Genomic DNA, 24,020 nt, shown 5'->3' with positions numbered 1-24,020 from the left:
CCTTCCAAGCCACGACATGTGCGGCTCCGACCGGGCCCACCCCTCAGCGGTCGAGCGTTCGCCGTGCTCTGCATCACCACGGCCGTCAGGTGAAGCGCCCGCCCTCGTCTGTGCCACACGGGCGGGCGCGCGACGAGCACGATCACTTTCGCCACCGTGGCCGTCGCGACGGCCGTGGATCAGAACGCTTGGCAAGGGCACGTGGGAGATCGAATCGCCGCAGGGCGTGCCGGGCGAGCCGACCTCTGCAACGACGATCCTTCCGTCACCGACCTCGACCACACGCTCTCCGCCACCCACGTCGCCGCTGGTTCAGGCCCGGGCAAGAGGGGCACCGAGGTCCGCCGACATGTCGTGTCCGCCGGATGATGGCGGCCTGACTGCTCACCGTCCCCGCCGCCGACGCCGTCGGTTCTCTCGGCTGCCGGGCGGCAAACGGTTCCGGCGGCACTGCCGGTGTCGTGCTGGTCTTCGCGATCCTGGTGCTGCCCTCGATCGCCTCCTCCCTTGCCTCCAGCCCCGAGTGCTCGGCCCGGATGAGTCGCCAGGACAACCGCGGCACGGCGGCCGAGCCAGCCGTACAGCCGATCGACGCACCGGCGTCGTCGTAGCGACGGCCGGATAGACTTCAGCCCCATGAGCAGCCCAGGAACACAGATCGACCCTCTCACTGGAGTCCGCGTCCTGGACCTCTTCGCGGGTCCCGGCGGGCTTGATGTGGCCGCGCATTTCCTGGGGTACAAGAGTGTCGGCATCGAATGGGATCGGAACGCCTGCGAAACCCGTTATGCGGCCGGTCTGCCGACGTTCCACGCCGATGTCAGCGTCATGCGCCAGACACGCTTCGACGAGATCCCCCAGTCCGTGGACGTCTTGGCCGGCGGCCCCCCGTGCCAGTCCTTCTCTGTGGCCGGGCGTGGTACCGGAAGGGCAGCACTCGACACGGTGAAGGAGTTCATCCGCCGACTCGTCTCCGGCGAGGAAGAAGCCCGGATCGACGAAGACCTGCACTCCATGAACGTGGACCCACGTACCGCACTGGTGCTGGAACCCCTCCGTTGGCTGCTCAAGGCGATAGAAACCGAGGGCCGCGATCCGTATCGAGTGATCGTCCTGGAACAGGTGCCCGCGGTGCTGCCCTTGTGGGACGTCTACGCCCAACTTCTACGGAGCGGCGAGGGACGACTCGGAGGCGTCAAGTACGAGGCGGATTGTTGGGAGTTGAAGACTGAGCAGTTCGGGGTCCCGCAGACGCGCACTCGAGCTGTGCTCGTCGCGCGCCTCGTGGGCTCCGGTGCCGTCTCACAACCCAGTACGACGCACCGTCCCTTCGACCTGCGTCGCGGAAGAGGAAAGAAGGCGCAAAAAGAGGCATTCGCGATCGATCGCGGTCCCGCAAACGACTGGGTCTCCATGGCGAAGGCGCTCGATGCCGCTGACGCACTGCCGGGTTCGTCGGTCGACATGTCCAGGTTCCGCTCCAGGGGCCGGACGAAGTTCTTCGTCGTATCCAACTACGGCTCCAACGGCGACTCGAAAAAGCGCGGCCGGCGGTTGTCTTCCGAACCTGCCTTCACCGTCACCGGAAAAGTGTCCCGAAACAAGATCTACCGGACGCAAACGGATTACGAAGAGAACAAATTCGATCGCTTCACGATCGCCGAGTCCGGAGTGCTTCAGACTTTCCCACACAACTTCCCCTGGTCGGGAAATGACCAGGCACAGCAAGTCGGAAACGCCGTGCCACCCCGGCTCGGCATGCACGTACTCAGCCATGCGCTGCACGACGTTGCCCCTTCGGACACACAGTTGGCGGGCTCCGCGACCTGGCAAGAGGTGAGCCCCGACGTGACTGCTCGGCTACGTGACATCGGATGCGGCGACCGGACCCGATGCCCCGAGAACAGCCATAAGGTCAGCCGGCCTCGCCGGAAGCCTTCCCTCTGACGGACACATCGGCGAACAGTTCCTCGAAGTGGGCGACCAGGTACCGCACCGCGTCGCCCGGAACCCGTTCCTCCTCTGGCCCGTTCGGCAAGGCTCCCCGCGGAGCAGGCAGGGCGGAATCCGCTCCCTCGATCCACTCACGCACGGCCTCTCCGTCACGATCGACGTCGGGGGCGACTACGTCGTACATCAGGGTGGCCGCTGCGGCGTTGATCGCCGGCATCAACGCATTGACCTCTCGCCCTGTCCGCACCGTTCCCCGCTCCAGGAGTCGGACCAGAGCCTGAGCGGTCGGGCGGTGATCGATGACATCGAGCCGCACCGCGGAATTGAGCATGTCCTGGTTACCGCAGGCCACGACGACAGGCCGATAGTCCAGGCCGTCACGGAACAGCTCGGCTGTCCACCACAGCCTGGCGAATGCCTGCTTGTAGTGCGGACCGATGAACCTGTCCCGGGCCACGGCTCGGGGTGACCCGTCGGCCTTCGGGTCCGGCAGGTGACGCCACACGACGTAGTCGGGCGCCACACCGAGCGCCAAGTAGGTCCAAAATCCCTTCTCCGCAGCTTCCCTCCGAGTCAGCCGAAGGGTTTCGTGGAGCCTCGGCGCCAGCCACGCGTCAGCCGCCGTCGGGCGTTCGGAGCGGAACATGGTCATCGCGTCGTCGACCAGGTCCCGGACACGGTACAACTCCCCCCGCACGTCATTGCCGGGCAGCGGCTCCGCCGCTTTGTTCAGGGCGATGGAACGAACGTCGTCCTGCCCCTCGAGCACTCCTGCCGTCAGGTACTCGGAAGCCTGCGCATCGGAGATCACAGCAAGCCGCTCCGGCAGGTGCTCCGGTCGAGAGGTCATGCGTGGGTCTCCTGCTCGAATCGTTCGATATCACGGACAGCAGAGATCAAGGCCTTGGGAACATCAGCGCGACGAGCCGCGGCATACTGGATCCGAGGCTGCAAATCGATCCAGCTCCCCTGGCCGACACGCCTGTTGTGGACTTCGCGCAGAGCCGCCTCAGCCGATCGCCCGGGCACGATGTCCGGGAGCATCTCGCGGAGCACCGCACCCCGCCAGTCCGGTGGAAAGAGCGGAGTCCCGTCCTCCTCGATCTCCAGGTCTCCGATGGCCGTATGGAACACCGCCGCCCACACCTCCGCGCACATCTGCGCCAGCAGCATCTCGCCCACCATGGTCTCCATCTTCGAACCCGGGCTCTGAACGAGTGCCGCGAAACCCTCGAAGTCGGAGTTCAGACGCACAGCTGGCATCCGCCCGGATACGTCCACTATCCAGGGAACTTCCCTGAAGGGCCTCAACCACTCCTTGCCACGGGCGAAACTCACAGTGGTGACATCCAGTTGGCGATCTCTCAGCGGCGCATCGGAGCTCACATCGACGAGCCACTCCCGCTCGGTGGACCCGATGATTCTGCCTGCTACACCTCCCACCGTGGCAACCACGTGCACGGTGAGGGACGCCCGATCGACGTGACTGTCCCGGTCGAGTTCGATCTCCCCGGTCCATTCCGGGCCGCCATCGATGCCGGGCGCCAGCCGGGCCACCGTCCGGGCATTGGTGGTCCCCTCCGTCAGTACGGCGACGACGGCGACGTCCGACCAGTGCTTCTTCGTCCCGATCTCCCGAGCAGGCACCGTCACGGCAAGCGAGAGCCTGGCCGTGTGCCAGTCGTCCCGCTCCGCCATGCCGAGCGCGACGACCTGCTCGACCACCGACCACCCTCGGGACTCCAAATGTTCCCGGCTGTCGCCCGGACCACTCAGTCGGACCGCGGTGACCCTGGTCGTCACCGGGCCAGTCAACCGGGGGTAGGCGTAGGCCCTCATGCCTCGGTCTCCTTGCTCTCCTGAAGTTCGACGACGAGTCCGGCCAGCCCGGCTCGTACCGGATGCGTCGACACGTCGGTGACGCCGCGGAACACCGCGCGGCGCGCACCCGGCGCGAAATGCAGCACACCGTCCACCAGTTCACAGTTGCTGACGGCTACCAGCTCGGACCATCGAACCAACGGTTTCGGACCGGAACGCACTTCCACCTTCGCCACGGGTCTCATGGCCCACGCCTCCTCTCCCGGAGACACCTTGACCACAGCCGTGATCTGCCAGGCACCGGAGGGGTCGATGACGGTTTCCAGATCATCGAGCCTCGGCGGCGTCACCGTACCCCTGGCCTTGACAGCGGGCTTGCCGGAGATCTTCAGCCGTTTGCTCACCCTGCTCGCGCCGTCGCGCTTGTCCTTCCTGGTGACCGCCACGAGCTGCTGCACCGCCTTGTTGATCTCCCACGTCATCGCCGCGATCCGCCGGTGCGCCGAGGGCGAGTAGCGCGTTCTCAGTTCGTCGGTCTGACCCCACTTGTTGTGCTCCGGCGGCTCCGAGGCGCGCAGGAGTTCCTCCGCCTCGACGGCGAACGGCGCGTTCTCCCCCGCCGCCCTGCCCGCGAGCAGCACTGCCTGGAACGGGTTGGTCCCGACAGGGAGTCCCGGCACCCTGCTGGTCTTGACCGTCATGCGGTTTCCGCGCATCGCGGTCACCTGATTGATCCTGCCGTCCGCGTCCGTGGCATCGGTGACCAACAGCACCGCTCGGTGCTCGCCCGCAGTGCCGGCGAGGCCCTCCCGTTCAGGGAGGTTCAAGCGCACCGTGGTGAGAGCCACCTGCCCCGCCGCGGTGAGCCGGTCCACCGTGGTACCGGCCAGGAATGCTTGGAGCGCACGGGTACGAGCGGGCTGGTGCAACTGGGGATCGACCCGCTCCTCCGTCATGTGCGCCACACCGTTGCGCAGCGTTCGGACCGACGCCTCCAGAAGTGGGGGACGATCCCCTCCCGTCGCCATCGCGGCCCAGAAATTGCGCCCCAGCGCACCGACCAGACGCTGATGCATGCGCTCCAGACTGTCCTCGTCGTCACTCGGGTCGCCGTCATCGTCCGGTCGCGCACCGACGAGGCTTGCCACGTCATGCGCCCCTACGATCAGAAAGGACGTCCCAGGATCGTCGTGCTCCCTGGTGAGGTGCAGGCGTTCTGTCGTCTCCTCGTCCGCCCACCAGGAGCGGACGACACTCGTGTTCTCCGCCGCGGGGTCGGGCTGCCCAAGCCAGGCAGGACCCGCGAATCTCTCACCGGCCACCTCTCGCCACGGCAGGTCGAGCCGTCCGATCAGCCGGCGCCTGGTGCGCCCCTCGTGCGGTTCGGAGAGTGTCGAGTTCATGAGCACAAGGCCGAGCCGACTGGTGGCCCAGAGGGTTGCCTTTCCGAGGCCGTACGAGCCACCGGCCGAGGCGTCCGTCTTCCGGCTGTCGAGCTGACGTCGGACCACGGCGGCGAACCGGCCGTCCTCGTAGTCGTCGCCGGTCAGCCCACTCGCATTGAAGTCGTCGATACGAAGCAGGACCAGCCGTTGCCCCTCGGACATCTCGCGCAGACCTGCGCTGATGACCCGTCCCACCTTCTGGTCCTGTGCGGCGGCAGCCTCGTAGTGCGGCCTGAGGTCGTCCCACCGGATCGCGTCGCGGAATCGAACCAGGTGGTCCCCGGTCAGCTCGTGGAGCGTGTAGCGGACCCTTACCGGACGGTCGTTCCGCCGATCACGCTCGTCCAGGCTGTTCTGCGTGGCTTCGCGTGCCAGTACCTCCAGATCCGCCTCGAATGCGAACGCGGCCGCGTTGCCGAACTCCCGCCCCCCGTCCTTGTGACCGGGACGGTGATACCAGACGGGCGGCACACCGGAGCCGCCCGAAGAATCCTCCGCCGCGGTCGGCGACATCGGCACCCTGGGGCCCGCGGCATCGAAACCGTGTTCGCCTTCCGGCCCGGCCGCCTGCGGACCCGACTCGGTCTGCTTCGAGGTCACCGTTCCCTCTCTCCCCTCGGAACTGCACTTTACTTCCGCTTTGTCGACCATGCCACAACGCCTCGGAGTTGCATCCCGTGCGGCCTGTTCGAGAGCCGCCCGCTTCGCGGCCGCTTTCAACCGCCGCCGCTCGGAGGCTGCATTGTCCGGCCGCAGGCCAAGCAGGATCCCGAGGTCCTTCAGCGCCCTACTCTCGATCTGCCGAATACGCTCGCGTGTGACATTGAACCTCTTGCCGATTTCGTCCAAGGTCCACTGCCGGCCGTCGGCGAATCCGAACCTCAGAAACAGCACCTCGCGGTCCCGCTGCCCCAGTCCGCATTCCTCGAACCACTGGAGAAACTCCTGGCGTTGGAACCGCGACCACAGCGCATGCTCCGGCCCCGGGACCGATGCCGTGTCCACGACCATCAACTGTCCGAGCGTCACACCCTCACCGGCGGGCTGGTCCATCGAAAAGACCGTTCGTCGGCCGAGCCGCAGGTACTCGGTCACCTTCTTCAGGGGCAGGTCACAGGCGAGCGAGAGATCGAGGGCGGTCGGCCGGACTCCTCGCTCGAGGAACTCCCGCTCTCTCCGCCGGAGCTTGTCGATCTCGGTCCAGATATAGACCGGAAGACGGATGATCGACCCTTCATCGGCCACTGCCCGAGTGATACGTTGACGGATCCACCAGGTGGCGTAGGTGGAGAACTTGCACCCTACGGAGATGTCGAACTTCTCCACAGCCCGGATCAGACCGATCGTGCCATGCTGTACGAGATCCTCGTGATCGGAGTGGTCCGCCCGATATCCGAGCGTCAACGCAGTCTTCACGACCAACCGGCGATTGTGGGCGACCATCGCGGAAAAGGCCTGATACGGCTCGCCATCGCGCGCAAGGGAAGCGACGTAACCCTCCGGCAGTTCTTCCTCCGCCGCGATACCGTCGCGAAAGAGAAGGGAGAGCCCCACCTCCTCCTCCGCGCTCAGCAGATGCGTATCGGGATCCGGGCGCCTTCGATCGGCGCGAAGCACCGCCCGGGCCAGGCGACGTGCCGAATCCAGGTCGTGGACACGCACCGTCCCCCGGAACTGGTCGAGGTCCGGAGTCTCCTCCTGGTCATCGAGACCAAAACGGGCGGTGTCCTCCACCTCTTCGACGAACGCTGTTTCGGACGGTTCGACCGGCCCGGCCCCGGGCCGGTCGCCCTCGTCGGGGTCGGGGTCGGGGCCCATCCGACTACTGGCGACTGCTCTCCACAGATGGACAGCCTGTTCCTCGTCGAGGCGCGCGGCCCTCACCACCTGCGCCAGCGCGGACATGGCGTCCGCCCCTTCCGCTTCGAACCGACCGATCAAACCGGCGAGGAAGGCCCAATCGATGTCATGCACGCGCCCACCTGATCCACCACCGTCCACCATGATCGCCTCGTCCGCTCGTCCGTGTCCGCCCGTAGTCCATCACTCAACCGGCCACTACTGCCAGCGGCTGCTCACCGCGGCCCGCGCCCGAAGACCGGAAGTCGGTATGTTGAGGATCTGTCGGTGCAGGTGGGGGAGAGTTGATGCGGATCATCCCGAGCGAGGTCTCGAGCAGCACGCGCAGCCGGGCGGAGCGCAGCGTCTTCGCGGCGCTCAAGGCGATCCCGGACGCCCGGAGCGTCGCGCTGCACTCGGTCCACCTCCCACGGCACGCCCGAAAGCGCGTCGGTGAGATCGACTTCGTCGTCATCATGCCGGAGCTGCTGCTCTTCATCGAGGTCAAGGGCGGCCGGGTCCGCCAGCAGGACGGCAAGTGGTACTACGGGCCATCCGGTGCCGAAGAGCGCTCCGGGGAGAGCCCCTTCACGCAGGCCAGCGGCGGCATGCACGCGTTCGAGCGACAGCTCGGCGAGCGGGTCGGCGACCTGCGCACGCTGGGGGTCCCGAGCGGATACCTGGTGATCACGCCGGATGTCGATCTCGGCCGGACCACCGAGTTCGAGCCCGAACAGTACCTTGGAAGCAAGGCCTACGACGGCGGTCGCGGGCTGGCCGAGGGCATCGCCCGAGCCGCTCGCTTCTGGCGCGCACGCAACTGGTGGGCAAAGACCCCCGTACCGGCACCTCTGCGCGAGAAGATGCTCAAGGCGATACGCCCGGACTTTGACCTCGTCCCGAACCTGCGTGCCCGGTTGACGGACCTGGACGTGACTTTCGAGCGCCTCACCGAGGAGCAAATGGACAGGCTCGACGAACTGGAGTCGAACCCCCGTCTCATCTGGACCGGAGGCGCCGGCACCGGGAAGACATTCCTCGCAGCCGAGGCGGCACGACGCAGCTCCACCACCGGCAGCGTCCTCTTCACCGCCGTGAACCCCACCCTGACCACCCACCTGGCCGAGATCCTCTCCGACCACCCGGTCACCGTCCTGCCGTTCGATCGGTTGGCGGAGGCCCAGGGGCGGACCTTCGACCATCTGATCGTCGACGAGGCCCAGGACCTGATGACCTTCGACGGTCTCGGTGTCCTGGACGGTCTGTCGGCAGGCGGGCTCGAGCAGGGGCGATGGACCTTCATGCTGGATCAGAACAACCAGCTACTCGCTCCGACGTCCTTCGACCACGAGGCATGGGACTACCTGCGCGGCTTGGGCACGGTGTACGGGCCGCTGAAGCGCAACTGCCGCAACACCGTGCAGATCGTCAAGGAGGTCCAGGCGTACACGGGCGCCGACCTGGGTGTCGCCTCGGCCGGTGAAGGGGAGCGCCCCTTGTTCCAGAACGTCCAGGACGTCCGCGACGAGGCCGCGCTCCTCGATGCCTACGTGGCCGACCTCCTTCAGCAGGAGGTCTCGCCACAGGACATCACGCTGCTGTCGGTCGCAGGCGACTGGGAATCGAGCTCCGCCCGCTTGTCCCGGCGCGCGTCCAAGATCGAGCACTTCACCGAAGTGGTCGGCTCCGCTCGTACCGGGCGCAGGCTCACGTGGTCGTCCGTCACCGACTTCAAGGGTCATGAGAACCACGTCGTCTGTCTGATCGACCTCGATCCCGAGCACCTGGACGGCCGGCTCGACGCGCTCTACGTCGCCTGCACCAGGGCTCGCGCCCAGCTCTGGGTCGCATGTCGACCAGGCGTCAGGAAGAGACTGGGCGATCTCGGAATGGCCACCATCACGCGAGGAGGAGCACCGAAGTGACCGATGCCGAGCCGTCGCTCTCCGCCCACCGGGACACCTATGTCTCCTACCTTCGCCGTCAACTCGTCGGCCCCGGGCCCGCGGAGGAGGAGCACCTCGTCGATCCGCCGGACCGCCGCTACCTGATGGGCACGCTGTACCCGCGCGGTTCCTCCATGCTCGAACACGCGGTGGTCGAGGGCGAGGAAAGCTTCGGAGAGTCCGCGGCCGGGTCGGGCGAGGAGGACGGCTTCGCCGACGACCCCGTCGCCGAGGCCAACGCCTGGCTCCCTTCCTCGCTCGGCTTCTCCTTCTTCACCGACGCCCGCCGGATCGAGGTCGTCTGCGAGGCCTCGCGCTACCTGACGCTCCGTGAGGGCGGGCGGCGCAGCTGGCAGCGCCGGCCTCGGCTGTCTACGACCGAGAGTGTGGAGCCCGGATCCGACTCGCCGGTCTCCTGCCTGGACGGACACGGCCTGCTCCACGTCCGCTGGCGCCGCTTCGGCGCCGGGCATCTCGTCACCTGCGTACTGTCCAACGCGCACAAGGAGGAGGAAAGCCGCTACAAGGACCGGGAGCTGATGCTCTTCCAGGTCTCGCTCCGCGCCACCACGAGCGGCGGCACCATACTCGAATATCCCAGCACCCGCCTCAACAGCCGGGACGAGGAGGAGCAAGAACTGCGCGTCCAGTACCGGCACATCATCACCCGCGCCGTGGGACACGGATGTGCCGTCGTATGGGACGACAGCTCCGGGCCCGTGACCACCCTGCGCACGGAGGTCATGCCGGAGCAGATCGTCGCGCACATCAAGCCCGACGGCCCCCGGGACCTGCCGGTACTCAACCTCGCGCACCTGTCGAATCCCGAGCTCACGGTCGAGGATCTGCGTGACGGGCTGAACTCGTTCGTCCTCGGGTATCGCAAGTGGTTCGAGACCCAGCAGTCCGAGGCCGAGTCGTTGCCTCGGTGGGCTTCCGCTCCTGCCGGGCGCCTGCTGGGCCGAATCGGCGCGGCGCTCGACCGGATGGCCTCCGGGGTTACCGCACTCACCTCGTCGACGCCCACCGGGGAGCGAGCTCGGGAGGCCTTCCGCCTGGCCAACCGGGCCATGGCACTCCAGATGCTCCACAGCCGCCCCGAGCTGGCGGGCAGTCGCAGGCGCAGGAACACCGAGGTGGTCGAGCTCACCGAGCCTCCCACCGACTACGCCTGGCACCCGTTCCAGCTCGCCTACTTCCTGCTCGTGGTGGAGAGCCTGATGATCCCGGACCACGAGGACCGACGGACGGTCGACCTCATCTGGTTTCCGACCGGCGGCGGAAAGACCGAGACCTACCTGCTCACCGCCTGTTTCGAGATCCTCCGCCGCCGGCTCCAGTACGGTGTCGCGGGCGGCGGCACCACAGTGCTGAGCCGGTACACGCTCAGTCTGCTGACCACACAGCAGTTCCAGCGAACGGCCACCGCGATATGCGCGCTGGAGTACATCAGAGCCGGGCACGACGGTGAGCTGCGCCACGACCTCGGGCAGGAGCCCATCAGTATCGGACTCTGGGTCGGCCAGGAGACGACGCCCAACTGGATCTCCACCGCCGAACAGGAACTCGACGCCCTGAAGCAATCGCCCGAACCGGACGACCGCTTCCTGTTGGAGCGCTGCCCCTGGTGCGGCACCGAGATCGTCCCTGAACGCGGTGGTCAGGGACAGGACTTCGGCATCCACGCGGACGGGGTCGAGACCTGGTTCTTCTGTCCGCGGCAGGCGTGTGTCTTCCACGATCGGCTACCAGTCGCCGTGGTGGACGAGCAGATCTATCGGAAACCGCCGACCTTCCTGCTCGGCACCGTGGACAAGTTCGCCCGTCTGGCTTGGGAGTCCGAGGCCGGCAATCTGTTCGGCAGGGACGGCAGGCGGGCGCCGTCCCTGGTGATCCAGGACGAGTTGCACCTGCTGGCGGGTCCTCTGGGGACCACGGTCGGCCTGTACGAATCCGCCGTCCTCGAACTCTGTTCCTGGCAGGGCACGGCGCCGAAGGTCATTGCGTCCACGGCGACGATCCGGCGCTCACAGGACCAGATCCGAAGCCTCTACGGTCGTCCCGTGCAACTGTTCCCACCTGCGGGTCTCGAGGCGGGGCGCTCCTACTTCGCCTCCCCCGACGGCGAGAAGCCCGGGCGCCTGTACATCGGTGTGATGGCCCAGGGCCACACCGCTTCGACAGCGACCGTCCACGTGGGCGCCGCCGGCCTCCAGGCACCGATGGATCTGGGAGACGACGAGGCACGGCGGGACGCCTACTGGACCATGGTGGCGTACCACAACAGCCTCAGGGAACTCGGTCGGACCGTCACGATCGCCAGGGACGACATCCCGGCCCGGCTGGAACACCTGACCAAGGACGAATCCCGACGCCGCCGGCTGGACGACGACTCGGTGGTCGAGCTCACCAGCAACGTCTCGCGAGCCGACCAACCGCGGCTGCTCGATCGGCTGGGGAGGCGGTTCGGGGAACAGGGCAGTGTCTCCTTCCTCGCCACCACCAACATGCTGTCGGTCGGTGTCGACGTTCCCCGACTCGGCCTGATGCTCATGAACGGACAGCCCAAGACGACCTCCGAGTACATCCAGGCCACCAGTCGCGTGGGCCGACGCGACGTACCGGGTCTGATCGTCACGTTGTTCCGATCGACCAAGCCTCGCGACCGCTCCCATTACGAGTCGTTCGGCGTCTACCACCGTTCGCTCTACCGGCACGTCGAACCCACCAGCGTCACCCCGTGGTCGCTCCCGTCTCGCGAGCGCGCCCTGCACGCCGTGCTCACCATCCTTGTGCGCCACGGGATCGGGCTCGCCGCCGAGAACAAGGCCGGCGAGATCCTGGAGCACGTGGACGAGGTCGCCCGGATCCGGGACCTCATCGTCGACCATGTGCGGCGTGCCGACCCGGACGAGGCCGAAGCCACGGCGGAGCACTTGGACAAGCTGATCGACGAGTGGCAACACGAGGCCGAGAGCGCGCGGGGCGAAGGCAGACGGCTGTACTACCGTCCCCAGGGCCGCATGTTCGGCTCCCTCCTGACCGACTTCGGCAAGCATGGGGGTCTGTGGGAGACGGCCCAATCCATGCGCAATGTCGACCGCGATTGCCTCGTCGTCGTCAGGGGGGCGTGAACGCTGTGAAGGACATCCGTCGCAAGGTCCGTAGAACGCAGACCATCGTTCCGTTCGGGGTCGGCGGGATCATCGACCTCCGGGGCGAATCGTTCGTGGCCGCGGACATCCGCAGCTGGGCCAAGTCCGCCGAACGGGTGGAGTCCCCCCGGCTCGCGGCAAAACTGCGTGTGGACGGCTTCCGTGCGGCTCCCGTCGTCCCGTCGGGAAAGGCTGCCTACACCAGCCGCAACGGGCCCACGTACGTGCGTTTCCCCAAGTGGCTCTTCTGTCCCGTCTGTCGGGCGATGGCGTTCTGGAAGACCTCACTCGAAGAGAGGGACCGGGTTCCCACCTGCGGGCGCTGCCCAGACCGGCCGAAACTGGCGCCCATGCGTTTCATCCAAGTCTGTCGGGCCGGTCACGTGGCCGACATCAACTGGTTTCGCTGGGCTCATTCGGCGGGCGAGGGACACGACCAACGACAGTGCCGGTCCGGTCGGCTCCGGTTCCGCGCCACTCCCGAATCGTCCGGTCTCGAGGCCCTGCACATCGTGTGCGAGACCTGCGGCGCCCAGCGAGATCTCTCAGGAGTCAGCCACAAGAACGTCCTGCGGAGGTTGGGCATGAACTGCCCCGGGACCCATCCCTGGCAGTACGAGACCGACGAACCGGAATCCTGTGAGGAGACCCCTCAGGCAGTACAGCGTGGTGCTGCCAACGTCTACTTCCCGGTCGTCCACTCCGCGATCGACATCCCGGCCCCGAGAGACCTTTCGGAGCGCGATCCCGCGATCCAAGCGGTCGTCGACAGCCGTTTCTGGCCCGACTACCGGGACCACCATGGCAGTCCGATCGCCGACAACTTCCGGGCCATCATCGCCGTCGAATGCGGAGTTTCCGAGGAGTTCGTCGAAGCAATCGGGCGCCGCGCCTCCTCGCAGGGCACCCCGTCGTCGCCGTTCGGTTCGGACGAGCATCTCAGCATCGCCGAATGGGCGGCGTTCTCCGATCCGGAGTCCGTGCCCGAGTCGAAGACGTTCTCCGTGCACCGGACGCGTCTCGACATCGCAGGCACCGCCCCGCACTCGATGCAGGAGCTGGATCGGAGGGTCGCCTCCGTCGTCGTGGCGGACAAGGTACGCGAGGTCCGGGCACTCGAAGGTTTCTCCCGTTACGAACCCAGCTCCGGCGACAGTGACGAGGGCGGTCGACTCGTCTCGGTCGACACTGCGAGGCGGGCGAAGTGGTTGCCCGCCGTGGAGACCTACGGCGAAGGGATTTTCGTCTCCCTGGACGAGGAACGCCTGAGCACCTGGGAACGACTCGAACCGGTCCGCCGCTGGACCCACCGGATCGCGCGGGACCTGGACGCTTCCTTCAAGGTCGACCGGCTGAGGGACAAGGCCGGCCCCGTGCTGCTGCCGCGCTTCGTCATGCTGCACACGCTGGCCCACCACTTCATCCGCCAGCTGTCCTACGACAGCGGCTACAACGCGGCATCATTGCGAGAGCGCGTCTACGCGCGGAGCCACCCCACGGACAGCACATACCCGCCGCAGGCCGGCGTGTTCATCTACACGGCCGCCGGGGATTCCGAAGGGACCCTCGGAGGGCTCGTCCGTCAGGGTCGACCACCGTATCTGGGGGAGACGCTGATCCGCCTGCTCGAGTCGGCCCAGTGGTGTTCGCAGGACCCACTGTGCGCCGACTCGACGGGCCGGTCGTTGGCCAACCTGAACCGCGCGGCATGCCACGCCTGCACCTTGCTCCCGGAGACCTGCTGCGAGATCGACAACTCTCTCCTGGATCGGACTCTGCTGATCGGCGGCAACGAGGTCCCCGGCTTCTTCCAGGAGGTACTGCGGGCGGCCCTGCTGGAGTCGGCCAAGGCAGTGGAAGGGTCATGAAATTCCCTTCGCTTCTCGAGCTCGGGGGCGACCAAAGGACGGTGGTCGAACTGCCGTTTCGGGGACGCCATGTCGTCACCGGTCCTCCTGGCGGAGGGAAGACCGTGATGGCCCTCTACCGCACATGGGCATTGGCCACGGCCGGCCGAGAGGTCGTGCTCCTCACCCGCTACAACCTGCTGCACCAGTACATCGCGCAACTGGCCCCGGAGCTCACCGGGACGCCTCTCGTGACCACGTACGCCCGATGGCTCAAGGCCTTGTGGCGGGAGAAGTTCGATTGCGAACCGCCGCGGTCCGCCGAGGACGAGCGGCGCTACGACTGGGTCGAGATGCAGCGGAGCTGCGTGCTACGGGGTGTCAGGGTGACGGAGCACCTCGTCGTCGACGAAGGCCAGAATCTGCCGCTCGGCTTCTACCTCCTCTGCCGTATCCTCGGCGTCGACCTCACGGTCTTCGCAGACGAGAACCAGTGCATCGGTCCAGAGGAGACGATGCTGTCCGAGATCTGTCGAACGCTCGGTGCGCCGGCTGCCCCGTTGGAATTGCGGAAGGATCATCGGAGCAGCCGTGAGATCGCCATGCTCGCGGCAGAGTTCCGGGTGGAAAACCGAACCGGATGGCCGTTGCCGACTCGTTCCGGCAGTCTCCCCGTCGTCATGCGGGTTCCGTCCCTCGACGGTCTCCTCACCGGAATCGCGCAGTACTTCAACGCCCATCAGGACCGAAGCATCGGGATCATCTGCCGTTCGGTCCCGATGATCCGAGAAATCCAGGGCGGGCTGGCGGTCCGTGGACTCGCGAAGAAAACCCAGGCATACATCTTCGACGACCGCTACCGCGACACCATGGACTTCTCGACCCATCCCATCAGGATCGTCAGCACAGCGAGCATGAAGGGCCTGGAGTTCGACAGCGTCTTCGTCCCCGACTTGGACAGCTACACCGAGGATCCGACCGGCGTCGAGGCACGCCTCCGCTTCCTCGTGCTGTGCACCCGAGCTCGTGAGGATCTGCACTTCGCCCATCGAGGAACCCACGAGCCCCCCATCACGGCAGCCATCCCCGACGCCCTGCTGGCACGCCATCACGGCTGACAGAGCTCACTCTCTCCAGCTCCGCGAATCCGCCGCAGCCCTGCCCGGCCTCGCCGAGATCGTCGCGGCGCACAAGGAAGAACCGGGCGCACCCACACAGCAGGAGATCGAAGCCGCTCGCGCGAACTGTTCGGAGACAAGAACGCCGAGCGGAGCACCGCGTGAAGGAAGCCCCTGCCCGCCCCCTGGTCCTCGTTTGTCAGGCGCTCTCCCTGCTTCTGGCCGACGACCGCGGGGTGATGGCTCGCCTTGAGGCCGCCAGACAGGCATGAACATGGGTGATCGTCTCCGCCCTGACCCTGGTCGAAGCTCTGCCAGGGTCGCATCGCCGTCAAGGACGTATGACCAGGCGAGAGGCCGCCAGGGTCGAGAAGCCCGACCCGGCAGCCCTCGCCCTTCGGAACTCGGATCGCGCGGACCAGAGCGCGGGAACAGCGAGCGGCCCCGGCTCGTCGCCGTGAGGGGCGAGGGCCGGGGCCGCTGCAGCGGGGCCGTGAGGATCAGCCGCCGACGTTGCCGTTCTGCGCGAGGACCTCGCCCAGGATGTGCGACAGGGCGTCGTCGCCCTTCTGCTGCACGGAGTCCTGGGTGCAGGTCTGGCCCGAGACCGGGTTGCCGAGGACGTCCTGGACGCCGACCGGGATGGCGATGACGCCGATCGGCACGTCGGCCTCCAGCTTCTGGACGTCGAAGCAGTCCAGGAAGCCGCCGTTCACGAGGCCGAAGTTCGGGCTCATGTAGCCGCCGGTGGAGTTGGCACCGATGGACTGGTGCGACGTGTTGCCGACGAGGTTGGCGGAGCCACCGTCGTTCCCGGCCGCCAGCGCCGTGGCCGAGGACATGCCGACGACGGAGGCCGCGACAGCAGCAGTTGCAAGAACCTTCTTGATCACGAGATCTTCCTTCTTGAGCTCGGTGGCCCGGAACTGCTTCGTAGGCCGAAGCGTGACTGGCTGCTTCGTGGACCGAAGCGTCCTGATCAACTGCCCCGAGAAGGATTGGTTCTGCGGCGTCACTCGGACGCGGTATTCAGCAGATGAACGCCACCGGACGAAGACTCGACGGTCGGCCGTTCGAGTGGAACGTCGCAGGTCGGAGCCGTATCACCACCGGCGCACGGGGGTGGAGCCGTGCGCCCCCACGCGTCGCGCGCGACGCATCGCGGGGCGCACCCATTGATGCGCCGTGGTGCGCCGTGGCGCACCGAGCGGTGCGGCCCGAGATCGATCCCGCCGCGCAAGATCCAAAAGGGTCCGTATACGCCGAACCGGGCCCCGGCGCGTGCCGGGGCCCGGAGTTCCGCCGGACTACTTGCCCGCCGTGCCCGCGGCCGGGCCCGCGGCCGCCGCTCCGGCCGCCGCCGGGTCCGGGGCCTCGGCGAAGTCGACCTTGCCCATGTGGCGGTTCATCGACTTCATCAGTCCCCAGACCGCGAGGGCCAGGACCGCGAAGACGACGAACCCGAGGACGCCGGGCGTCACCTTGCTTTGGTCCAGGTCCTTGGCCGCCATGGGGACGAGCTGCGTCAGTACCAGGTGTGCGCTCATGTCAGCCATTGTCGCGGATGCCCGCGAAGAGGTCGCTCTCGGGGAGGGAGGTGTCGACCAGCGACTTGCTGAGCTCGTACTCCTCCGTCGGCCAGACCTCCTTCTGGATCTCCATCGGCACCCGGAACCATCCGCCGTCCGGGTCGATCTGGGTGCGGTGGGCGATCAGCGCCTCGTCGCGGGTCTCGAAGAAGTCCGCGCACGGCACGAAGGTGGTGAGCGTGCGCTCCTTGCGCTCGAAGTCCGACCAGCGCTTCAGCCAGTCCCCGTAGGGGGACTCCAGGCCCCGGTCGAGCAGCGCCGTGTGCAGGGCCTCGGTGCGCGGACGGTTGAAGCCCTGGTTGTAGTAGAGCTTCCGCGGCTGGTACGCCGGACCGAACTCGTCCTCCGGGTACTTCTCGGTGTCGGCCGCGCCGTCGAACGCCGCCATCGAGATCTTGTGGGTCATGATGTGGTCCGGGTGCGGGTATCCGCCGTTCTCGTCGTAGGTGGTGACCACCTGCGGACGGAAGGAACGGATCTTGCGGACGAGCCGGCCGGCGGCCGCGTCCACGTCCTCCAGCGCGAAGCAGCCCTCGGGCAGCGGCGGCAGCGGGTCGCCCTCGGGCAGCCCCGAGTCGACGAAACCGAGCCATTCCTGGCCCACGCCCAGGATCTCGCGCGCCGCGTCCATCTCCTTGCGGCGCACCTCCCGGATGTTCGCCTCCACGTAGGGGTCGCCCTGGAGCTTGGGATTGAGGATGGAGCCACGCTCACCGCCCGTGCAGGTCACCACCATGACCTCCACCCCCTCGGACACGTACTTGGCCATGGTCGCGGCGCCCTTGCTCGACTCGTCGTCGGGGTGGGCGTGCACGGCCATCAGTCGCAACTGCTCAGTCAAGACTCGATCCTCAGTGATTCGTCGCTTAGGAAGGTCTCTATAGTGACGGAATCGGGGGTGGGAAAATTCCGGCCACCGACGGCGAGAGGAACGATCATGAGCGCGGTGCGAGAGTCGCTGCCCGAGGGGCGTTACGGTCGCTCCGCGGACGAGCGCGCCGACCGCAAGCTCAAGATCACCGGCGCCGTGCTCGGAGCCCTGATGCTGGCCCTGCTGGGCTGGTTCGGCTGGTACTACGTCGTCGACAGCAAGATCAGCGCGCAGTTGATCCGCTTCGAGATCGTCAGTGACGACGAGGTCCAGGTCCACCTGGAGATCCGCAAGGACCAGGACGTGACGGGCGTGTGCACACTGCGCTCGCAGTCCAAGGACGGTGCCGAGGTCGGCCGCAAGGACGTCCCCGTCGACGAGCCCGGAACCCGGCTCGACAAGATCTACACGGTCCGTACGACCGCGAAGGCGACCAGCGCCGAGCTGCTGGGGTGTACAGCCCGGTAGCGGTGGGTAGGGAAGCGGGCGAGAGCCCCGCCGGGCCACCCCGGTGACCTGGGGTGACGTAAAGCTCGTGGTTTATGTCCTCCCGCTTTTCGCCACTCATTGTTAGGCTCGTGGTTTCGTCCGTTCGAAAGGCGCACGCTTGAAGCAGGAGCTTCGGCGCGCGCCTTCCGTACAGATCGAACCTTTTATTCCCAGTACCTACGAGGAGCACCTGTGACCCAGACCAGCGACAACGTCACCTGGCTCACCCAGGAGGCGTACAACAAGCTCAAGGGTGAGCTTGAGTACCTGTCTGGTCCCGCGCGTACCGAGATCGCCACCAAGATCGCCGCTGCGCGCGAGGAGGGCGACCTGCGCGAGAACGGCGGGTACCACGCGGCCAAGGAAGAGCAGGGCAAGCAGGAACTCCGGGTCCGGCAGCTCACTCAGCTCCTGCAGAACGCCAAGGTCGGCGAGGCCCCGGCGGACGACGGCATCGTCGAGCCCGGCATGGTCGTCACGATCGCCTTCGACGGCGACGAGGACGACACGCTGACCTTCCTGCTCGCCTCCCGCGAGTACGCGAGCGACACCATCGAGACCTACTCGCCGCAGTCCCCGCTCGGCGTCGGCGTCAACGGCAAGAAGGCCGGCGACGACGCGGAGTACGAGCTGCCGAACGGCAAGATGGCCATGGTCAAGATCCTGAGCGCCAAGCCGTACACCGCCTGATCCCCGCCGTCCGGCGGACGGATGGATGGACGGACGGACGGATGGACGGATGGACGGGCCGGATCCCCTGGGTGGGGTCCGGCCCGTTCGCGTATCCCGGGCCGGAAGCCAGGGGCAGGCTTCGGACCCCGGCCCTCGGCCTCCATCCGGCCCCCTCCCGTCCCCATCAGGCCCCCGTCCCGGCCCCGTTGGGACTCCGCATGCTCATGCAATGATCAAGGAGTCGGCCGGACGAGGGGACAGGGGGACGGACGGATGCTGGGACCGCTGCGCGAGGGTGCGCCACGGCGGATCGGACCGTACGAGATCCTGGCGCGGCTCGGCGCCGGCGGCATGGGCGAGGTGTACCTGGGCCGCCGGGGCGGGCCGGGCGCGGCGGACGGCACGTACGTCGCCGTCAAGACCGTGCGCCGCGACGTGGCGGGCGAGCCCGCCTTCCGCGACCGCTTCCGCCGCGAGATCCAGGTCGCCCGGCTGGTGCGCAGCGCGTACGCCGCGGCTCCGGTCGGCGGGGACGCCGACACCGGGCTGCCCTGGCTGGCCACCGCGTACGTCCCCGGCCCGAGCCTCTCCCAGGCCGTCCGGCGCGGCGGCCCGATGCCGGTCGCCACGGTGCGGGCGCTCGGCGCGCGGATCGCCCGCGCGCTCGCCGATCTGCACGCGGCCGGGGTGCTGCACCGCGACCTCAAGCCGGGCAATGTGATGCTCGCCGTGGACGGGCCTCGGCTGATCGACTTCGGCATCGCGCGGGCGGCCGGTGCCACCACCATGACCGCGACCGGGATGATGGTCGGCACGCCCGCCTTCATGTCGCCCGAGCACGTGGCGGGCGCGCGGCGGGTGACCGGCGCGTCGGACGTGTTCTGTCTGGGTTCCGTCCTCTGTTACGCGGCCACCGGCGAGGACCCCTTCGGGGACGGGCCGCTGGCGGCCGTCCTCTATCGCGTCTCGCAGGCCGAGGCGGATCTGGAGCGGGTGCCGGAGGAACTGCGCGGGATCGTCGCCGCCTGTCTGGCCCTCGATCCGGCGGACCGCCCGGATCCCGAGCGGCTGGTGGAGCTGCTCGGTGGCGACGACGGTCGGATGCCGGCCTGGCCGGAGGCCGTACGGGAGCACATCGGCGCGTACGGGACGGAGCTGGCGCAGCTCGTCGCGGCGGGCGGCCCACTCCTGGAGGTCTCCCCCGCCGCACCTTCCACTGTCCCCGTATCCGATCCGTACGCCACACCCGATCCGCATGCCGCGCCGACGATGGGGCCCACCGGGGCGCCGGCCGTTCCCGCGGCCGGGCGGCCTCCCCGGCGGCGGCGCCGGGCGCTGCTCGCGGCGGCGGTGGCTCTGGCGGTCGTCGGTGGCGGGCTCGGCGCGTATCTGCTGTGGCCGCGACCGGTCCCGGAGCTGAAGCCCCTCAAGGCCGCCCCCGGGCCGCGCGTGCCGGGCGTCGACGACCGGGGCCTGATGGACGCCTCCGGGGTCGTCCCGCAGTACGCCGCCCAGCGGCCGGCCGGCTGGAAGCCGTGGCGCGCGAAGCTGTCGGCGCCGGCGTTCGGCTGCTCGGCGAATGAGAAGGCGCTGGTGTGCCGGACGACGGACGGGCGGTACGAGGCGCTGGACCCGGCGAACGGGAAGCCGCTGTGGCAGGCCGACCTGGTCGAGGACGACCGGGACAACCGCAGCTTCATCTCGCCCACCGGCGGCATCTTCATCGCCGGGGCCACCGCGCGGCCGGTCGTCCACGACGGACTCGTCGTCCTGGCCTCCGGCGGCCGGGTCCAGGTGCGGGACGCGCGCGGCGGCGCGGTCCGGTGGGAGAAGCCCGGCTGGAGCCGGATGCTCGAACCCAGCCGTCCGATCGTCACCGACGACACGGTCTTCGTCGTCACCCCGGCTCCCGGCACGCGCAAGGTGAGCCGGACCGGCCTCACCGCGTACGCGCTCGCCGACGGCCGCAAGCTGTGGGAGAGGCAGCTCACCAACGACGATCTCTCGCGCGCGCAGTACAAGGGCTTCGAGCCCGTCGCCTACGCGGCGGGCACGGTGTACGCGCTCAGCGACGGCGGGCTGATCGCGTACGACGCGAAGACCGGTGCCGTCCGCGGCCAGGTCGACGCGGATGCCCGGACCTGCGAGACGATCAAGGTCCTCGGCACGCGCGCCTACTGTGCCGAGATCTCGCACACGCTCGACGCGCCGGAGAAGGCCCATCTCCTCGACGCCTCCTCGCTCGCGACCCAAGCGAGCCTGCCGGCGCCGGTCGCGAAGCTGCGCCCGGCCGTGCTCACCGAGCGGACGGCGGCCGGGTTCGACGACGGGAAGGGCACGCTGAAGGTCTTCGACGCGCGCGACGGCAAGGAACTGGGTTCCTACGCGGCCACGACCGCTGGCACGGCCGCAGGAACGGCCGCCCAGGGCGGGCTCGCGCAGGTCTTCTCGCAGCCACTGCTCGCGGGCGATCAGGTGGTGTACGCGGACTACTCGTCGCTGTACACGGTGCGGCTCGGCAAGGACGGGAAGCCCACCGGACTGCGCACCGTGCCCGTCCCGGGGGCGCCGGGCGCGCGGGCCGGGGGGCCGAGCACGTTGGACTATGCCGAGATGCTGCGCGGCCCGGAGGTGCTGCCGGTCGGCGGGATCGGCTATCTCGCGTACGACCAGGGGGTCGTGACCTCCATGGAACTCCCCCGGTAGTTCCCGGCCTCCTGCCCTCGGCTTCCCCGGCCCCGGCTCTGCCCTCGGCCCTCGGCCCTCTCTCCGGTCCCCTCTCCTTGGAAAGGCGCGTTGACCGTGCTCGAAGCACTGCCCGCCGGGCCGCCCCGGCTCGTCGGCCCCTACCGGCTCCTGGCCCGGCTCGGCGCCGGCGGCATGGGCGAGGTCCATCTGGCCTGCCGGGCGGACGCGCCCACGGCCGATCCGTACCGCATGGTCGCGGTGAAGACCGTCCGCGAGGACCTGGAGGTCGACGGCGACTTCCGGACCCGGTTCCGGCGCGAGATCACGGCGGCGCGGGCGGTGGACAGCCCGTACGCGGCCCGGCTCGTCGACGCGGACGCCGACGCGGCGGCACCGTGGCTGGCGACGGAGTACGTGCCGGGGCCCTCGCTCGCCGAGGCCGTCACCCGGGCCGGAGCGCTGCCCGTCGCGGCCGTACGGGCGCTCGGGGCGGCGCTCGCGCGGGCGCTCGACGCCGTCCACGGGGCGCAGGTGCTGCACCGGGACCTCAAGCCGGCGAACGTCCTGCTCGGCGCGGGCGGCCCGAAGCTGATCGACTTCGGCATCGCGCAGGCCTTCGAGGCGACGGCGCTGACGTCGACGGGGCTGATCGTCGGCTCGCCGGGCTTCATGTCGCCGGAGCACCTGGTGGGCAACCGGGCGGTGGTGCCCGCGTCGGACGTGTTCTGTCTGGGTGCGGTGCTCGCGTTCGCGGCGAGCGGGCGGGGGCCGTTCCACGACGACGAGATGGCGGCGGTGGTCTTCCGGATCAGCCGCGCCGAGGCCGATCTGTCGGGGGTGCCGGAGGAGGTGCGTCCGCTGGTGGCGCGCTGCCTGCGGCTCGACCCGGCGGAACGGCCCTCGGCGGCGGAGCTGGTGGGGCTGCTGGAGCGGTCGGACTCCGCGGCCGTGAGTGGCGCCGGGGCCGACGAGACCGGAGCCGGGGCTGTTGGGACCAACGGGTCCGGGACCGTCTCCGGAGCCGGAGCCGGAGCCGGAGCCGGGGCCGGGGTCTTCCCGTGGTCGGGCGGGGTGCTGTCGCTGCTCGCGGAGTACGGGGAGGCCGCCCGGCTCGCCGGGGAGGCGGCCGCGTCGGGTGCGGGCGTGGCGGATCTGCCGACGCTGGGGCCCTCGGTGCCGTACTCCCCCACGGCGGTGGGCACGCGTCCGGCACCGGTGACGGCCCCGGAGCCGGTGGCGCGGCGGCGCCCGTGGGGCGCGATCGCGGCGGGCGTGGTCGCGGTGGCGGTGCTCGCGACGGCGGGTGCGGTGCTGCTGGGCCGGCAGGACGAGCCGGGTGGTACGGGGGCGAAGACGCCGTCGGCCGGCGCCGGGAGCCCCGGGCCGGGGTCCGGGTCCGGGTCCACCGCCGCCGCCGCGCCGAAGGTCCTGGACCATGTGGTCCTGCCGTACGGCGGGGAGGGGCACACCGGCGACTTCGGGAAGGCGGGCACGGACCGCGCGGCGCGGCCGGCCGGCTGGTCGCCGTGGGTGACGAAGACGGATGCGGGGATACAGACCTGCGCGCTCACTCCGAAGACGCTCGTGTGTACCGGGAGCGGCGGCGCGGCGCTCGGGCTGCGGGCGTCGGACGGCGCCAAGGTGTGGTCGGTGGCGCCCCGCAAGGCCGCCGAGGACTACGGGGTGCCGTCGGCTCCGGGCCATCCGGCGGTCGTCGGCGGCACCGTGTACGTCACGGGCCGGGACGGCGTGACGGCGTACGGGGCCGACGACGGCAAGGAGCGCGGCAAGGTCCCGGCGCCCGGCCCCGAGTGGGCGCCGAAGGGCTCCGACCTGCTGGACGGTGTCCTCTACACCAGCTACCTCCACCGCGCCGACGAGACCCGGGGCCTGGCGACCGCGGTGCGGCTGGACGGCAAGGGCGGCGGCAAGGAGCTGTGGCGGCGGGAACTCGGCGGGATCCCCGAGCAGGTGGTCGCCGCCCGGGGGCACCTGTACGTCACGGTCAGCGGCGTGGTGCCGGTGGCGCTCGACGCGGCGACCGGCGAGGAGACCGCGCGGGGCGGACGGGATGTCACGTGCGCCACGATGGTCGTCCACCGGGACGCGGTGCTCTGCCACAACTCGCTGGACGGCGGCATTCCCGTGCTCGACGCCGACACGCTCAAGCCGAGGCGCACCCTCGCCGCCGACGTCCCGGTGCACACCGGCCCGGCGGTGAACGCCGACGGCACGGTGGCGGTGGCGGGCGGCCCCGACGGCTCCACCGTGATCACCTACGACCTGGCGAGCGGGCGTGAACTGCGGCGGGCGAAGACCGGGGTGATGCAGCTGCTGGACGCGGTCTTCTTCGCGGGCGACCGCGTCCTGGCCGCCGACAAACAGTCGGTGCGGTCCTTTCCGGTGTCCGGCCAGACGGAGTATCCGGTCCGGTCACGTACGGCCCCGGTCCCCGACGACATGGACCCGCAGTCCCTGACCCGCTCCGAGGCCGTGATCAGCGGAGGCGCCCTCTTCCAGCCCTTCGACGGCCTGGTCGTCTCCGGGTATCTGCCCTGACCTCGCGCGTTACGGCCGGCCGCCCGGC

The 24,020-nt window shown here is 69.0% G+C and carries 15 protein-coding genes and 2 pseudogenes; 10 read left to right on the top strand and 7 right to left on the bottom strand.

Going from position 1 to position 24,020, the window contains the following annotated elements:
• Window positions 1–461 precede the first annotated feature (461 nt).
• On the top strand, window positions 462–611 hold the full coding sequence (locus tag ABZ990_RS06595) for a hypothetical protein (RefSeq protein WP_361226250.1): 150 nt from the start codon (window positions 462–464) through the stop codon (window positions 609–611).
• Window positions 612–636: 25 nt separating this feature from the next.
• A complete protein-coding gene (locus ABZ990_RS06590; RefSeq protein WP_361226247.1) occupies window positions 637–1,947 on the top strand; it encodes a DNA cytosine methyltransferase in 1,311 nt (436 codons plus the stop codon).
• Here the strand turns inward: ABZ990_RS06590 and ABZ990_RS06585 are convergent.
• From ABZ990_RS06585 to ABZ990_RS06570, 4 genes and pseudogenes are all read right to left on the bottom strand, one after another.
• The gene (locus ABZ990_RS06585) at window positions 1,916–2,803 is read right to left on the bottom strand and encodes a DUF6339 family protein (RefSeq protein WP_361226245.1); all 888 of its coding nucleotides are present in this window, start codon (window positions 2,801–2,803) and stop codon (window positions 1,916–1,918) included. The genes ABZ990_RS06590 and ABZ990_RS06585 overlap by 32 nt on opposite strands.
• On the bottom strand, window positions 2,800–3,678 hold the full coding sequence (locus ABZ990_RS06580; protein ID WP_361226242.1) for a hypothetical protein: 879 nt from the start codon (window positions 3,676–3,678) through the stop codon (window positions 2,800–2,802). The genes ABZ990_RS06585 and ABZ990_RS06580 overlap by 4 nt, the downstream gene beginning before the upstream one ends.
• Before the next feature lie 110 nt (window positions 3,679–3,788).
• Window positions 3,789–5,696 (bottom strand): annotated as a pseudogene (locus ABZ990_RS06575) (transcriptional regulator); the annotation flags it as partial.
• A 306-nt stretch (window positions 5,697–6,002) separates the two neighbouring features.
• Window positions 6,003–6,662, bottom strand: a pseudogene (locus ABZ990_RS06570) (sigma-70 family RNA polymerase sigma factor); the annotation flags it as partial.
• Between the two features lie 704 nt (window positions 6,663–7,366).
• Between ABZ990_RS06570 and ABZ990_RS06565 the strand changes: the two are divergent.
• The 4 genes from ABZ990_RS06565 to ABZ990_RS06550 all read left to right on the top strand — a co-directional run bounded on the left by ABZ990_RS06565 (window position 7,367) and on the right by ABZ990_RS06550 (window position 15,124).
• A complete protein-coding gene (locus ABZ990_RS06565) occupies window positions 7,367–8,983 on the top strand; it encodes an NERD domain-containing protein (protein ID WP_361226239.1) in 1,617 nt (538 codons plus the stop codon).
• Window positions 8,980–12,138 carry a helicase-related protein gene (locus tag ABZ990_RS06560; protein ID WP_361226237.1) on the top strand — a complete coding sequence of 1,053 codons (3,159 nt, stop codon included), beginning with the start codon at window positions 8,980–8,982 and terminating at the stop codon, window positions 12,136–12,138. Before ABZ990_RS06565 ends, ABZ990_RS06560 begins: the two co-directional genes overlap by 4 nt.
• Window positions 12,135–14,027, top strand: a complete 1,893-nt coding sequence (locus tag ABZ990_RS06555) for a DUF1998 domain-containing protein (protein WP_361226235.1) — start codon at window positions 12,135–12,137, stop codon at window positions 14,025–14,027. The genes ABZ990_RS06560 and ABZ990_RS06555 overlap by 4 nt, the downstream gene beginning before the upstream one ends.
• Before the next feature lie 107 nt (window positions 14,028–14,134).
• Window positions 14,135–15,124, top strand: a complete 990-nt coding sequence (locus ABZ990_RS06550) for a hypothetical protein (RefSeq protein WP_361226233.1) — start codon at window positions 14,135–14,137, stop codon at window positions 15,122–15,124.
• A gap of 500 nt (window positions 15,125–15,624) precedes the next feature.
• On the opposite strand, the gene ABZ990_RS06545 is transcribed toward ABZ990_RS06550, so the two are convergent.
• The 3 genes from ABZ990_RS06545 to mca all read right to left on the bottom strand — a co-directional run bounded on the left by ABZ990_RS06545 (window position 15,625) and on the right by mca (window position 17,554).
• Window positions 15,625–16,017, bottom strand: coding sequence for a rodlin (locus ABZ990_RS06545; RefSeq protein WP_361226230.1), 393 nt, complete (start codon window positions 16,015–16,017; stop codon window positions 15,625–15,627).
• Between the two features lie 414 nt (window positions 16,018–16,431).
• A complete protein-coding gene (locus ABZ990_RS06540) occupies window positions 16,432–16,680 on the bottom strand; it encodes a hypothetical protein (protein ID WP_361226227.1) in 249 nt (82 codons plus the stop codon).
• Window positions 16,673–17,554, bottom strand: coding sequence for a mycothiol conjugate amidase Mca (mca, locus tag ABZ990_RS06535; RefSeq protein ID WP_361226225.1), 882 nt, complete (start codon window positions 17,552–17,554; stop codon window positions 16,673–16,675). Before mca ends, ABZ990_RS06540 begins: the two co-directional genes overlap by 8 nt.
• Window positions 17,555–17,650: 96 nt before the next feature.
• On the opposite strand from mca, the gene ABZ990_RS06530 reads away from it, so the two are divergent.
• From ABZ990_RS06530 to ABZ990_RS06515, 4 genes are all read left to right on the top strand, one after another.
• Window positions 17,651–18,052 (top strand): DUF4307 domain-containing protein, encoded by a 402-nt coding sequence (locus ABZ990_RS06530; protein ID WP_361226222.1) that lies wholly within the window; start codon window positions 17,651–17,653, stop codon window positions 18,050–18,052.
• A gap of 213 nt (window positions 18,053–18,265) precedes the next feature.
• Entirely contained in the window at window positions 18,266–18,763 is a 498-nt protein-coding gene (greA, locus tag ABZ990_RS06525; protein WP_361226220.1) for a transcription elongation factor GreA, read from the top strand.
• A gap of 255 nt (window positions 18,764–19,018) precedes the next feature.
• On the top strand, window positions 19,019–21,451 hold the full coding sequence (locus ABZ990_RS06520) for a PQQ-binding-like beta-propeller repeat protein (protein WP_361226218.1): 2,433 nt from the start codon (window positions 19,019–19,021) through the stop codon (window positions 21,449–21,451).
• A 96-nt stretch (window positions 21,452–21,547) separates the two neighbouring features.
• Window positions 21,548–23,992: a serine/threonine-protein kinase gene (locus ABZ990_RS06515; RefSeq protein WP_361226216.1), complete on the top strand. Its 2,445-nt coding sequence runs from the start codon at window positions 21,548–21,550 to the stop codon at window positions 23,990–23,992.
• The last annotated feature ends 28 nt before the right edge of the window (window positions 23,993–24,020 follow it).

The organism is Streptomyces sp. NPDC046203, from assembly GCF_040646255.1.
Classification (GTDB): domain Bacteria; phylum Actinomycetota; class Actinomycetes; order Streptomycetales; family Streptomycetaceae; genus Streptomyces.
This window is presented reverse-complemented; position numbering and strand designations above follow the sequence as displayed.

Coding starts and splice junctions, on each gene's coding strand:
- ABZ990_RS06565 (WP_361226239.1), top strand. CDS start 7,367: ATGCGGATCATCCCGAGCGAGGTCTCGAGCAGCACGCGCAGCCGGGCG.
- ABZ990_RS06590 (WP_361226247.1), top strand. CDS start 637: ATGAGCAGCCCAGGAACACAGATCGACCCTCTCACTGGAGTCCGCGTC.
- ABZ990_RS06585 (WP_361226245.1), bottom strand. CDS start 2,803: ATGACCTCTCGACCGGAGCACCTGCCGGAGCGGCTTGCTGTGATCTCC.
- ABZ990_RS06550 (WP_361226233.1), top strand. CDS start 14,135: ATGGCCCTCTACCGCACATGGGCATTGGCCACGGCCGGCCGAGAGGTC.
- ABZ990_RS06530 (WP_361226222.1), top strand. CDS start 17,651: ATGAGCGCGGTGCGAGAGTCGCTGCCCGAGGGGCGTTACGGTCGCTCC.
- ABZ990_RS06520 (WP_361226218.1), top strand. CDS start 19,019: ATGCTGGGACCGCTGCGCGAGGGTGCGCCACGGCGGATCGGACCGTAC.
- ABZ990_RS06540 (WP_361226227.1), bottom strand. CDS start 16,680: ATGGCTGACATGAGCGCACACCTGGTACTGACGCAGCTCGTCCCCATG.